General features: G+C 65.9%; 13 protein-coding genes. 6 read left to right on the top strand and 7 right to left on the bottom strand.

Annotated elements, in window-relative coordinates; translation table 11 throughout:
* Window positions 1–87: 87 nt before the first annotated feature.
* From plsY to P0R31_RS28220, 3 genes are read right to left on the bottom strand one after another with little or no spacing between them, the layout of a single operon-like run.
* Complete coding sequence (gene plsY / locus P0R31_RS28230) at window positions 88–684, bottom strand: glycerol-3-phosphate 1-O-acyltransferase PlsY (RefSeq protein WP_036015094.1); 597 nt, start codon at window positions 682–684, stop codon at window positions 88–90.
* 48 nt (window positions 685–732) lie between these two features.
* Window positions 733–2,034 (bottom strand): dihydroorotase, encoded by a 1,302-nt coding sequence (locus P0R31_RS28225; RefSeq protein ID WP_275517787.1) that lies wholly within the window; start codon window positions 2,032–2,034, stop codon window positions 733–735.
* A gap of 5 nt (window positions 2,035–2,039) precedes the next feature.
* Window positions 2,040–2,987 (bottom strand): aspartate carbamoyltransferase catalytic subunit, encoded by a 948-nt coding sequence (locus tag P0R31_RS28220; protein ID WP_197952821.1) that lies wholly within the window; start codon window positions 2,985–2,987, stop codon window positions 2,040–2,042.
* Window positions 2,988–3,215: 228 nt separating this feature from the next.
* Between P0R31_RS28220 and P0R31_RS28215 the strand changes: the two genes are divergently transcribed.
* The 4 genes from P0R31_RS28215 to P0R31_RS28200 are packed head-to-tail and all read left to right on the top strand — an operon-like array spanning window position 3,216 to window position 7,766.
* Window positions 3,216–4,553: an NADase-type glycan-binding domain-containing protein gene (locus P0R31_RS28215; RefSeq protein ID WP_275517661.1), complete on the top strand. Its 1,338-nt coding sequence runs from the start codon at window positions 3,216–3,218 to the stop codon at window positions 4,551–4,553.
* A gap of 41 nt (window positions 4,554–4,594) precedes the next feature.
* Window positions 4,595–5,314: a M15 family metallopeptidase gene (locus tag P0R31_RS28210; protein WP_430516872.1), complete on the top strand. Its 720-nt coding sequence runs from the start codon at window positions 4,595–4,597 to the stop codon at window positions 5,312–5,314.
* 20 nt (window positions 5,315–5,334) lie between these two features.
* A complete protein-coding gene (locus P0R31_RS28205; RefSeq protein ID WP_275517659.1) occupies window positions 5,335–6,978 on the top strand; it encodes an acyl-CoA dehydrogenase family protein in 1,644 nt (547 codons plus the stop codon).
* Window positions 6,979–7,001: 23 nt separating this feature from the next.
* A complete protein-coding gene (locus P0R31_RS28200; RefSeq protein WP_275517786.1) occupies window positions 7,002–7,766 on the top strand; it encodes a CPBP family intramembrane glutamic endopeptidase in 765 nt (254 codons plus the stop codon).
* A 128-nt stretch (window positions 7,767–7,894) separates the two neighbouring features.
* On the opposite strand, the gene P0R31_RS28195 is transcribed toward P0R31_RS28200, so the two are convergent.
* Entirely contained in the window at window positions 7,895–8,818 is a 924-nt protein-coding gene (locus P0R31_RS28195; RefSeq protein WP_275517657.1) for an AEC family transporter, read from the bottom strand.
* A gap of 4 nt (window positions 8,819–8,822) precedes the next feature.
* Window positions 8,823–9,308 (bottom strand): Holliday junction resolvase RuvX, encoded by a 486-nt coding sequence (ruvX, locus tag P0R31_RS28190; RefSeq protein WP_025036743.1) that lies wholly within the window; start codon window positions 9,306–9,308, stop codon window positions 8,823–8,825.
* Window positions 9,309–9,354: 46 nt separating this feature from the next.
* On the opposite strand from ruvX, the gene P0R31_RS28185 reads away from it, so the two are divergent.
* The gene (locus P0R31_RS28185) at window positions 9,355–9,570 is read left to right on the top strand and encodes a hypothetical protein (protein WP_225113861.1); all 216 of its coding nucleotides are present in this window, start codon (window positions 9,355–9,357) and stop codon (window positions 9,568–9,570) included.
* Window positions 9,571–9,628: 58 nt separating this feature from the next.
* Here P0R31_RS28185 and P0R31_RS28180 read toward each other — a convergent pair whose 3' ends face one another.
* Together P0R31_RS28180 and P0R31_RS28175 are read right to left on the bottom strand one after the other, a co-directional pair.
* The gene (locus tag P0R31_RS28180; protein ID WP_275517654.1) at window positions 9,629–10,564 is read right to left on the bottom strand and encodes a cyclase family protein; all 936 of its coding nucleotides are present in this window, start codon (window positions 10,562–10,564) and stop codon (window positions 9,629–9,631) included.
* A gap of 146 nt (window positions 10,565–10,710) precedes the next feature.
* Window positions 10,711–11,646 carry a LysR family transcriptional regulator gene (locus P0R31_RS28175; RefSeq protein ID WP_275517652.1) on the bottom strand — a complete coding sequence of 312 codons (936 nt, stop codon included), beginning with the start codon at window positions 11,644–11,646 and terminating at the stop codon, window positions 10,711–10,713.
* A 43-nt stretch (window positions 11,647–11,689) separates the two neighbouring features.
* On the opposite strand from P0R31_RS28175, the gene P0R31_RS28170 reads away from it, so the two are divergent.
* Window positions 11,690–12,772, top strand: coding sequence for an NAD(P)H-dependent flavin oxidoreductase (locus P0R31_RS28170; RefSeq protein WP_343299344.1), 1,083 nt, complete (start codon window positions 11,690–11,692; stop codon window positions 12,770–12,772).
* Window positions 12,773–12,862 lie beyond the last annotated feature (90 nt).

Genomic DNA, 12,862 nt, shown 5'->3' with positions numbered 1-12,862 from the left:
TGCGATTAGGAATCGTCATCGCGCTTTAGGTTATTGTTTGAGCATGATCTTTTCGGAAAACCGCTACGCACTTTTCCGGATCATGCTCTAGGCTTTCTCGCCGATCCGGCTTTCCTTGCCCGCTTGCAGGCGCTTGATGTTCTCGCGATGCGCGTAGAACAACAGCAGGGTCAGCACGGCGGCAAGTGCCGACAATGCGAGATGACCGAACCACCACAGGAACATCGGCGTGATGAATGCCGCCACCAGCGCCGAGAGCGAGGAATAGCGCGTGGTGAAGGCGGTCGCCAGCCAGAGCAGGCAGAACACGACGGCGCCCGGCCAGAACAGCCCCAGCAGGATGCCGATATAGACCGCGACGCCCTTGCCGCCTTTGAACTTCAGCCAGACCGGGAAGAGGTGGCCGAGGAAAGCGCCGAGCCCGGCTACCATTGCGGCATAGGGGCCTGCGATGTAGCCGGCGATCACCACCGCCACGGTGCCCTTGAGCGCGTCGAACAGCAGAGTGCCCGCGGCGAGGCTCTTGCGTCCGGTGCGCAGCACGTTGGTGGCGCCGATGCTGCCGGAGCCGATCGAGCGGATATCCTGGGTGCCCGCGAGCCTGGTCAGGATCAGCCCGAACGGAATCGAGCCGAGGAGATAGCCGATGACGAAAGCCACCGGCAGAAACGGTTCAAGCGCCATGGCGGCATCTCCAAAAGGCCCATTCTCCACGTCGAACGAAGCCGCACGTCAGACATGCTCATATACCGTTCGTCCACCGACAATGGTGCGCACCACCCGGCCTGTAAAGCGGGCCTCGTCGAACGGGGTGTTCTTGCAGGGCGACTTGAGGTCGGCGGGATCGACCACCCAGGGCACGTCGGGGTCGATCACGATGACATCCGCGGGGCTGCCGGCGCGCAGGGTTCCGCCCGACAGGCCGAGCAGCTCGGCCGGGCGGGTCGACATCGCGCGGATCAGCGTCTTCAGCTCGATCTCGCCATTGTGCACCAGCCGCAGGCCGGCCGGCAGCATGGTCTCGAGCCCGACGGCGCCGGGCGCGGCTTCCGCGAACGGCAGGCGCTTGCCCTCGACGTCCTGCGGATTGTGGTCGGACATGATGACATCGAGCAGACCGGAGCCGATTGCCGCCACCAGGGCGCGGCGGTCGTCCTCGGTGCGCAGCGGCGGCGACAGCTTCAGGAACGAACGGTAAGGACCGATGTCGTTCTCGTTCAGCGCCAGATGATTGATCGAGACCGAGGCGCTGACGGCGAGCCCGGCATCGCGCGCGCGGTGAAGGATGTCGAGAGAATCGATGCAGGTCAGCGACGCCGCGTGGTAGCGGCCGCCGGTGAGGGCGACGAGGCGCAGATCGCGCTCCAGCATCACGGCCTCGGCGGCATTCGGGATGCCCATCAGGCCGAGCCGCGAGGCGAACTCGCCCTCGTTCATCACGCCTTCGCCGACGAGATCGGGGTCTTCGGTGTAATGCACGATCAGCGCGTCGAAATCGCGCGCATAGGTCAGCGCGCGGCGCATCACCTGCGCATTGGTCACGCTTCTGGCGCCATCGCTGAAGGCGACGGCGCCCGCGGCTTTGAGCAGGCCGAACTCAGTCATCTCCTGGCCGTGCATGCCCTTGGTGAGGGCGGCCATCGGCTGGATGTTGACGATCGCGGTGTCGCGGGCGCGGCGCATCACGAAGTCGACCGTTGCCGAATTGTCGATCACCGGCAAGGTGTCGGGCTGGCAGATGATGGTGGTGATGCCGCCGGTCGCGGCCGCCTGGCTCGCGGTGGCAAAGGTCTCGCGGTGGCTGAAGCCGGGTTCGCCGACGAAGGCGCGCATGTCGATCAGGCCGGGTGCGACGATCTTGCCGGAGCAATTGACGATGTCGGTGCCCTCGGGGACGCCGGCCGCGCCAATGCCGCGGCGGGTCTCGCGGATGCTGCCGTCGGCGATCAGGACGTCTCCTACCCCGTCGAAATCCCTGGAGGGATCGACGACGCGGGCATTGGCCAGCAGGATGGGGCGGCGATCGGTCAACATCGGCATCACGCGTTCGGCAGGTTACGGGCGAGCGCTTCCAGCACCGCCATGCGCACGGCGACGCCCATCTCCACCTGCTCGCGGATCAGGGATTGCGCACCGTCGGCGACCGCGGTGTCGATTTCGACGCCGCGGTTCATGGGACCGGGATGCATCACCAGCGCGTCCGGCTTGGCGTAAGCGAGCTTCTTCTGGTCGAGCCCGAAATAGTGGAAGTATTCGCTCGACGAGGGCACGAAGGAGCCGTTCATGCGCTCGCGCTGCAGCCGCAGCATCATGACGATGTCGGCGCCGTTCAGACCCTCGCGCATGTCGCGCGCGACCTCGACGCCCATCCGCTCGATGCCCGGCGGCAGCAGCGTGGAGGGCCCGACGACGCGGACGCGGGCGCCCATGGTGTTGAGCAGGATGATGTTGGAGCGGGCGACGCGCGAATGCAGCACGTCGCCGCAAATCGCGACCACGAGCCCCTCGATCCGACCCTTGTTGCGGCGGATGGTGAGCGCGTCGAGCAGCGCCTGGGTCGGATGCTCGTGCGCGCCGTCGCCGGCATTGATCACGGAACCGTCGACCTTGCGGGCCAGCAGTTCCACCGCGCCGGAGGCGTGATGGCGCATCACCAGGATGTCCGGGTGCATCGCATTGAGCGTCATCGCGGTGTCGATCAATGTCTCGCCCTTCTTGATGGACGAGGAGGCGACCGACATGTTCATGACGTCGGCGCCCAGCCGCTTTCCCGCGAGCTCGAACGAGGATTGGGTCCGGGTGGAGGCCTCGAAGAACAGGTTCACCTGCGTCCGTCCGCGCAGGACGGTGCGCTTCTTGTCAACCTGGCGGTTGAGCTCGACATATTCTTCGGACAGGTCGAGGAGGCCGCTGATGTCGGCCGCGGAAAGGCCCTCGATGCCCAGCAAATGCCGGTGGCCGAGGACGAAGGTCGATTTCGATGTCATTAAAAGCAGAGCTATAGGGGCGGACGGCGGGGGGAGCAAGCTTCAAATCCCGCCGCCGGACTTATCCACGGCCCCTTGCGGCGGAGGCGGGCGCCCGCCCTCCCGGTGTTCGGGGCGGCCGCTTTGCGCTAGACTCGCAACATTGGTTGCGTCACGGGCTGGATCATGACGGGCACGCGGTATTTTAATCGACTGGCGCGCAATGTTGCTGCGCTCGCGACCGCGTGCATGGCTGGCCTTGCGACACCGGCTTGGGCCGAAAAACGCGTCGCACTCGTGATCGGCAACGATCTCTATCCGAACCTGCCGGCCGACCGGCAATTGAAGAAGGCCGCCAATGACGCAACGACCGTGGCCGACGCGCTGAGGTCACTCGGGTTCGACATCGTGCTCGGGACCAATCTTGGCCGCCAGGGCATGATCGACCGGCTTGCGGATTTCACGTCGCGGCTCGAGCCGGGCGATACCGCCGCCGTGTTCTATGCCGGGCACGGCGTTGCGATCGCAGGCGTGAACTACCTCGTGCCGAGCGACGTTCCCACCGTGAACGAGGGCGCCGAGGCGCGGGTGCGCGGGGCCTCGATCGCCGAGCCCGACGTGATTGCGGAGCTTCAGGCCAAGGCAGTGCGGGTCGCCTTCGTCGTCATCGATGCCTGCCGTGACAATCCGTTTCCGCGCGCCGCCGGCCGTTCGATCGGGAACACGCGGGGGCTTGCTGACGCCCGGCCCGCGCGCGGGATCTTCACGCTCTATTCCGCGGGGATCGGCCAGACCGCGCTCGACCAGCTCGGCAGCAACGATACGGCGCACAATTCGGTGTTCACGCGGATATTCGTCGAGCAGCTCAAGCGGCCCGAGCTGCATCTCGGCGACCTCGCGGTCGAGGTGCGCGAGCGCGTGGCGGCGCTGGCGCTGACGGCGAGCGACGGCGGCCAACCCGTGCCGCACGAGCAGACGCCGGCCTATTACGACCAGACGCTCGGCGGGCGCATCTATCTCGCGGCGCCGCTGTCGTCGGAGCGGCCGATGGCGGGCATGCTGGTAAAGCCGCCGGCCAGGCCTGCGGTCGCGGAACGCGCGACCATGCGTCCGCCGCGTCCCTCCGCGGCGGGCGAGAGCTGCGCGCGCAGCGGATTCGAGACCTATTGCGTCAGCTCGATGCTCAAGCCGCAATTCGGCAATTCATACGGCGCGGTGAATCTGTTCGATGCCTCGACAGGCACAGCCTGGGTCGAGGGCGCCTCAGGCAACGGCATCGGCGAATGGATCACGATCGAGTTCGAAACCCTGCGGCGGGTCAAGTCGATCCATGTGCAGAACGGTTACCAGAAAAGCCCCGACATCTTTGCCAAGAACAACAGGGTTCGGCAGCTCCGTGTGCTGTTCTCCGGAGGAGAGTCGCGGACCTTCATCCTCAACGACGAGCTGTCGGCGCAGCTCCTGACGTTGCGGCCGCCGGTTGCGACCTATTGGCTGCAATTCATCATCGACGACGTCTGGGCCGGCAACAAATATACGGACACCGCGATCACCAAGCTTCTGGTCAACTCGGATCCGGTGCAATGACCGCAAAGGGCGGGATCGCAGCGCTGGTCGCGCTGCTTGCAATGTCGTTCCTCGCTCCGGTTCGGGCGCAGGGCTTGCCCGGCGACTTCGTCTACCTGCGCGACATCGATCCCAGCATCATCCAGGACCTCCGTTACGCCACGTCGAACAATTTCGTCGGCCGTCCGCTCGCCGGCTACAATGCCGGCGAATGCGTGGTGAAGCGCGAGGTGGGGTTGCGGCTGAAGGCGGTGCAGCAGGAGCTGGCGGCGCAAAATCTCTCGCTCAAGATGTTCGACTGCTACCGGCCGGCGCGGGCCTCGCTCGACATGGTCAAGTGGTCGCAGAACGGCCGCGAGACCGCGTCGGAGCGGCGCTACAATCCGAAGATCCCGAAGACCGAGTTGTTCCGCCTCGGCTACATTGCGAGCCGCTCGCAACATTCGACCGGCGCGGCGCTCGATCTCACGTTGGTCGATCTCAAGGCGGACAATTCCGCTAAATATGATCCAGCCAAGACCTACGCGGATTGCACGGCGCCGGTCGAGGCGCGGGCGCCGGAGGGCAGCGTCGACATGGGCACAGGCTACGACTGCACCGACCCGAAGGGGCATACCGCCGCAACCTCGATCAATGCGGAGCAGCGTGCCTGGCGCAAGCGGCTGGTGGCTGCGATGGCCAGGCAAGGCTTTGTGAACTATTCGAAGGAGTGGTGGCATTTTTCCCTGCCGGGGGCGGGCGGGGCGGCCTATGATTTCCCGATCCAGCCGCGGCGGAACTGATTCCGCGCCGAGGACGCAAGATGACCCAGCCCACATTTGCGACCCACGAGGTCTTCAACCAGTCGCCGCCATTCGAGGATGTCGATCTTTTCGCCGTGGACCGGCCGCTGGTCGAGGCGGTCAGGGCCAATGGCGGCGCAGCGGCGGAGCGTGAGCTCTCGGAGTTCGGCAGGCACTGGGGCTCGGCGGCAATGGCCGATCGCGGGCGCCTTGCGAACGAGAACACGCCGAAGCTGCGCAGCTTCGATGCCAAAGGCAATCGCCGCGACCAGGTCGAGTTTCATCCCGCCTATCACGAGCTGATGGCGCACAGTGCGCGTGCGGGCGTGCACAATTCCACGTGGACGGTGGACGGAAAACCTGCGGGCGATGGCGCCGAGGTCATTCGCGCTGCAAAGTTCTACATGGCTGCACAAGTCGAGACCGGCCATCTCTGCCCGATCACGATGACACGCGCCTCCGTCGGTGCCCTGGCGATGCAGCCCGATCTGCTCGCGCGGGTGATACCGGTGCTGTCGACCAAGACCTACGACCCGAGCTTTGCGCCGTGGTGGGGCAAGCGCGGCATGACGCTCGGTATGGGCATGACCGAAAAGCAGGGCGGCACCGACGTGCGCGCCAACATGACGCGTGCGGTACGCGACGGGGACGGCTATCGCATCACCGGCCACAAATGGTTCATGTCGGCGCCGATGTGCGACGCATTCCTCGTGCTGGCACAGGCCGAAGGCGGGCTGACCTGTTTCTTCATGCCGCGCTTCGCGCCGGATGGATCGGTCAACGCCATCCAGTTCCAGCGACTGAAGGACAAGCTCGGCAACCGTTCCAATGCCTCGTCCGAGGTCGAATTCGTCGGCGCTTACGCCGAAAGGGTCGGCGAGGAAGGCAAGGGCATCCGCACCATCATCCAGATGGTGCAGCTGACGCGACAGGATTGCGCGATCGCCTCCGTCGGGCTGATGCGCTCGGGGCTTGCGCATGCGCTGCACCACGCCCGTCACCGCAGCGTGTTCCAGAAGCATCTGGCCGATCAGCCATTGATGCAGGCCGTGCTGTCGGACATGGCGCTGCATGTGGAGGCGAGCACGGCGCTGGTGATGCGGCTCTGCCGTGCCTTCGACCGCACGCCGCACGACGCGGCGGAGGCGGCTTATATGCGACTGCTCACGCCCGCGATCAAATACTGGACCTGCAAGAGCGCGCCGCCGTTCCTGTTTGAGGCGATGGAGTGCCTCGGCGGCAACGGTTATGTCGAGGACGGCATTTTGGCGCGCCACTATCGCGAGTCGCCGGTCAATGCGATCTGGGAAGGCTCGGGCAACGTGATGTGCCTCGACGTGCTCCGCGCGCTCTCGCGTGAGCCGGACGCGGCAACGGCGGTGCTGCAAGCGCTGGCGGCCGAAACCAAGGGGCTGCCTGGGGCGGGCGAGGCGGTCAGCTTCATCGGCGAGACGTTTCGGCGCGCCGACGGCGAGCGCGTCGCGCGGCTTGCGGTCGAGAAGCTGGCATTGCTGGCCGCGACGTCCGCGCTCAATGGCGTGTCGCCGCGCCAGGCCGAATTGTTCGCGGCGACGCGCCTCGCGACGAACCATGCCAGCATGTACGGCGCGGTCGAACTCGACAGCGCCGAGGTGCGCGTGCTGCTGGATCGGGCGCTGCCGTGAGTGTCCAAAACGAAAGCCTCCTGATGGACTCCCTCAATCCCGATCATTCGCCGCTGACCGAGACGCCGGCGACGCCGCGCGTCTGGAAGTTCTGGGGCACGGCGCTGTGGGGTCTCTTTATCTTCGTCGCGATGTTCGTCGGGCAGATCGGGGCCGTCGTTGTGCTGGGCGCGCTGCGTGGTCTTCCCATGGACCTTGCCTCGCTCCAGCTCGTCGGCCGTGAGCCCCAGACGCTCGCGCTCTCGGTCATCGCTGGGCTGCCCGCGACGCTGCTTGCGGTCTGGCTCGCCATTCGCATCAAGAAGGCCTCCTTCGTCGACTATCTCGCGCTGCATTGGCCGTCCTGGAAGCAGCTGCTGTTCGGCGCCGTCGGTCTCATCCTGATCGTGCTGCTCTGGGAGACGATGTCGCGCGCGCTTGGCCGCGAGGCGACGCCGGGCTTCATGACCGATCTGTTGAAATCGGGCCGCGACAAGGGCGCGGCGCTGCTGCTGCTCGCCGCATTCGCGGTGGCGGCGCCGATGTCGGAAGAGGTGTTGGCGCGAGGCTTCCTCTTCCGCGGCTGGTCGGCAAGCTTCCTGCGCGCGCCCGGCGCGATCCTGCTGTCGTCGCTGGTCTGGACAATCGTCCATCTGCAGTACGACATGTACTTCCTCGCCGAAGTCTTCGCCATCGGCCTGTGGTTCGGCTACATGCGCTACCGCTCCGGCTCGCTGTGGCTCACCATCGTGCTGCACGCGCTGAATAATCTCACCGCGGTGGTGCTGACGATGTGGCTGGGGAGCTAGCTCCACCCTCCGTCATTGCGAGCGCAGCGAGGCAATCCAGAATCCCTCCGCGGGGAAGTTCTGGATTGCTTCGTCGCAAGAGCTCCTCGCAATGACGGTCGAGAGAGGTGCGCTCGCCGTGACGAGTCCTAGGCCGCCAGCGCGATCGCGATCGGCATCGTAATGGCTGCAAAGATCGTCTGCAGCGTGATGATCTGCGCCAGCAGCGGCGCATCACCGCCCATCTGGCGGGCGAGGACATAGGCGCTGGACGAGGTTGGCACCGCCGAGCAGATCGCGACGATCGAAAGGCTGTTGCCGGAAAGCCCGAACCAGAGACCGAGCCCCATCGCGAGCGCGGGCATCAGCAAGAGCTTGAAAACGACGCCGACCGCTGCGCCGAGGCTCGGACGGAAGAGCCCTTCGAGATGCAGCCCCGCGCCTGTGACGAGCAGGCCGATGGCGAGGGAAGAACTGCCGAGCGCGTCTGCAACCTCATGCCAGAGCCTTGGCAGCGGCAGGTGGGTGACATTGACAGCAAGGCCGATGATGCAGGCCCAGATCAAGGGATTGCGCACCAATGTCATGACGATGGCGCGGCCGGACTGCTTTTCCGGCGATGCGTAACGAGCGAGCACCGAGACGCTGAACACGTTGACCAGCGGGATGATCGCCACCATCGCCACGGAGGCGAGCGCCAGCCCGACATCGCCGAACAGATTGGCGGCGATCGACAGCGCAACGAAGGTCTGCCAGCGCGTCGCGCCCTGGAAGATCGAGGTGAAGGCCGGGCCGTCGATGCCGAGCCGCGATAGCGCAGGGCGCAGCGCAAGGCACAAGAGCGACATCGCGAGCGCCGACAGCAGCAGCGCACCGCCGACGCCGGCGACCGGAACCTTCGTGAGGTCCGCCTTCACCAGCGTCTGGATCAGCAGCATCGGAAACAGCACGAAATAGGTCAGCCGCTCCAGCCCGTGCCATTGCGTGTCGAGCCGCATCAGGCTGCGCTTCAGCACGATGCCGAGCACGATCAGGATGAAGACCGGCAGCAGCGCCGCGATGACGACGGCCATGGGATCAGCCAGGCCCCTTGCGCAGGTTTGCCAGGCGATCGAGCGCGCCTTGCAGGATGAAGATCGCGGCATGCTCGTCGATCACCTCGGCGCGCTTGGCGCGGCTGACGTCCATGCCGATCAGCTCGCGCTCGACCGCCGCGGTCGAGAGGCGCTCGTCCCAGAGACCGATCGGCAGCGCGGTCAAACCGGCCAGATTGCGCGCGAAGGCGCGGGTGGATTGCGCGCGCGGACCTTCGCTGCCGTCCATGTTGATAGGCAGGCCGAGCACGAAGCCGACCACCTTGCGCTCGGTGGCGATGGCCAGCAGCCTGGCGGCATCCTGCTTGAACTGCTTGCGCTGGATCGTCTCGACGCCGGTCGCCAGCCGCCGGTCCGGATCGGATACGGCAACGCCGATGGTCTTGGTGCCCAAGTCGAGCCCGACCAGCGCGCCGCGCGCGGGCCAGTGGGTTGCAGCATCGATGAGAGGCAGGATAGGAGCCGGCATGGCTTAGCGCATATCATGCGTCGCGCTGCGGGGTGAACTGGTAACCATGGATGCACTGACACTATTCGGCCTGTTTGCCGTGACGGCGATGCTGGTCTGCTATGCCCTGGAGGATCGCAGCCACTGGTTCGTGCTGCTGTTCGCGGCGTCCTGCGCGCTCGGTTCCGCCTATGGCTTCCTGCAAGGCGCCTGGCCGTTCGGCCTGGTCGAGGCGATCTGGGCCGTCGTGGCATTGCGGCGGTGGCATCTGAGGCCGCGGTGACGGAGGGGTGGGCGAGGGGCCTGCCGCGCGGCAAGCGGCTCCTCGCCCGGTTTTCAGCTCAGCGGATCGCGATCGGGTTGATCATGGCCTGCACGGCGCCGGTCCAGCGCGGCTGGCCCAGCACGAACAGGAATTCGTAGCCCTTGTCCCGGGCGAGCGCGGCGGTGTCCATGTTCTCGAGGATGTAGGTCCCGTTCATCGCGAGCAGGATCTGATGCACCTCGAACACGGTCTTGCCTTCGAACGGCAACACCTCGAGCCCCCAGGTGTCGGCGCCGACCGCAACGACGCCCTTGCCGGCGAGGTACTTCGCGCCTTCGACGCCGAGGCCGGGCTCGCCGGCCGAGTAGCGTTTGTCGTCCTTGCCGATCAGGCTGAGCCAACCGGTGTGGAAGATGACGACATCGCCCTGGCGGATCTCGACGTTCTGCTGCTTGGCGACTTCTTCGATCTCCTTGACGTTGAAGGCGGTGCCTTCCTTCACCACGTCGGTCTTGAAATAGGCGGCCATGTCGAGCAGCACGCCACGGGTGACCATCGGCGGCACCTTCTCGATGCCGAGCTTCTTCAAGCCATTGGGATCGGCGAAATCGGCCAGCTTGTTGCCGTTGTAGTAGACGTGCTCGACGCCGAGATGGCCGAGCCCGTCGAGCTGACTGCCGATGCCGACCCAGCTGTCGAGGATGTCATCGTTGTAAGTGGCCTTGTTCGGACCGAGACCCGGGGTGCCGGCCTGTCCGGGCTGCACGATGGTGAGCTTGAAGGTGCGCGGCGGGTAAGCGGGCGTCTGCGGCGTGACGGGGATGCCGAGGGCGTAAGTCTTGCCGGTCTTCACCAGCGATGCCGCCTTCACCACGAGCTCGGGCGTCATGTAGTTGGCGGCGCCGATCTCGTCGTTCGGCCCCCATTTCGATTTGGTCCAGTCCTGTGCGCTTGCAGTTCCTGAAATCGCCGACAACGCAGCGACGCAGCACAACACGAGCGTATTGCGCATCAATAGTCCTCCCGATGTTTCTGCCGGTGTTTGGCTTCGTTTATGGTTTCGCGCTGGCCAGTCACTCATCCTAACGTAGAAGAAGCGCGGGCTTCAAAGCTTTTCGAAGTGCTGCGCTGCGATGGCAGCACGCAGCGCGGATCGATTCAAACGCGATGGATTTGTGACGAATTTCGTGGCGTGGAACGTTGGCGCTCCGTCATGACGTCCTCGTCCTTCTTCAGACAGTCGGCAAAACCGCTCAGCGCGCTGTATTGATGTCCGGCGCGGCGCTGGATGAAGAGTGTCTCGACACGTGCATGTGACGGGCCCAGCGTGTGGACGGCGACGGCGCCGTTCATCGCGCTGCGTTCCACGACGGCGCGCGTCAGCAGCGTCACACCCATGTCGGCGGCGACGCAGCCGATCATGCCGTCGAGCGTGCCGAGCTCGAAGCGCGCCGCCGACGGCCAGCCGAATTCGACGAAGATCTGTTCGAGCCGCTGGCGATAGGTGCAGCCGGTGCGGAACACCAGCGCCGTCGGACCCGACTCCGGCGTGCCGGCGCGCAGCTCGGCGAGCGATCCCCAGCGGCGCGCGCTGACCAGCACCAGCTCTTCGCGGAACGCGCTCGTCGCAGTGAGGTCGTCATGCGTGATGGGTCCGGCGACGAAGGCACCGTCGAGCGTGCCGTCGAGCACGAGGGCGACGAGGTCGGCGGTCGGCGCGGTACGCAAGGACAGGCGCACGGCAGGGAAGCGGCGGTGGAAATCGGCGAGCAGCGGCGGCAATCGCACGGCTGCCGTGGTCTCCATCGAGCCGATCGCGAGCGGTCCTTTCGGCTCGCCATCGTCGCGCGCGGCGAGCAAGGCTTCGCGCGACAGCGCCGCCATCTTTTGCGCGTAAGGGAGGAGGCGCTTGCCGGCGCCGGTCAGCGTCATGCCGCGCGAGTGCCGCTCGAACAGCGGCGTGCCGATCTCCGCCTCCAGCGCCTTCACGCGCTGGGTGACGTTCGACTGCACGGTGTTGAGCTCCTCGGCGGCGCGGGTGATGCCGCCGGTGCGGGCGACCGCGGCGAAGGTCTTGAAATCGCTGAGTTCCATGGCTTCGTTTCGTTTTTGAGATGGCAGCATTCGCAACAATTCAATTTTCGAGAATGCTAGTCCCGCCTACTCTCGCTGTCCAGATCGGGGAGGAGCCATGCCGATGACGACGTCGCTGACCACGCTGCTGAGGATCGAGCATCCGATCCTGCTGGCGCCGATGGATGTCATTGCCGGCAGCCGTCTGGTCGCGGCGGTGAGCCGCGCCGGCGGCTTCGGCATTCTTGGCGGCGGCTATGGCGAGCGGGTCTGGCTGGAGCAGGAGACGGCGAAGCTCGCCGACGTCGGTGCACCGTTCGGGATCGGCTTCATCACCTGGAGCCTCGCCAAGCGGTGCGAGCTTCTCGATATCGCGCTCGCTGCAAGACCAGATGCGATCATGTTGTCGTTCGGCGATCCCGCGCCGTTCGCGCCCAAGATCAAATCCACAGGCACGCGTCTGATCTGCCAGGTTCAGGACGAAGCGATGGCGCGGCAGGCGCTCGATGCCGGTGCCGACATCCTGATCGCGCAAGGCACGGAGGCGGGCGGTCATGGCGCTTCGCGCAGCACCGTCGATCTCGTGCCCGCCATCGTCGATCTCGCCGCGGGGCGCGTTCCCGTGGTGGCGGCCGGCGGCATCGCGGATGGGCGCGGGCTCGCGGCCATGATGATGCTGGGCGCGAGCGGCGTGCTGCTCGGCACGCGCTTCTATGCCAGCCAGGAGGCCGACGGTGCGGAAGAGGCCAAGCGCCGCATCTGCGCGGCGAACTCCGGTTCGACCGTGCGCGGCATCATCTTCGATCTCTCCCGCAACAACGTCTGGCCGGCGCCGTTTACCGGGCGGTGCCTGGTCAACGATCATGCCAAGCGCTGGATCGGCCGCGAGATCGAGCTGATGCAGAATGTTGCCGCAGTCGCGGCCGAGTATGCCGCAGCAAGGGCGGCGGGAAACTTCGACGTCGCCGCGGTGATTGCAGGCGAGGCGGTCGGGTTGATTCATGATATTCCACCGGCGGCGGAGATCGTCGAGCGGATTGCGGCGGAGGCGGAGCAGTTGCTTGCCGGTAGACGCAATTCGGTGACTGGTGCCGTTCCTTCTCCCCTTGTGGGCCTGTTGCGTAATTCGCCATTTGTGATTCCCTAGGGCAAAGCCTTGGAGGGTAGCGATGGCAGTGAAGCAGACGGGGCAGCCGAGTTTTATTGAGGGGTGGCTGCCGAAGGGAGCCGGGGCCAA

It is taken from the genome of Bradyrhizobium yuanmingense, assembly GCF_029167105.1.
In the GTDB taxonomy this organism is placed as follows: Bacteria; Pseudomonadota; Alphaproteobacteria; order Rhizobiales; family Xanthobacteraceae; genus Bradyrhizobium; species Bradyrhizobium yuanmingense_A.
This window is presented reverse-complemented; position numbering and strand designations above follow the sequence as displayed.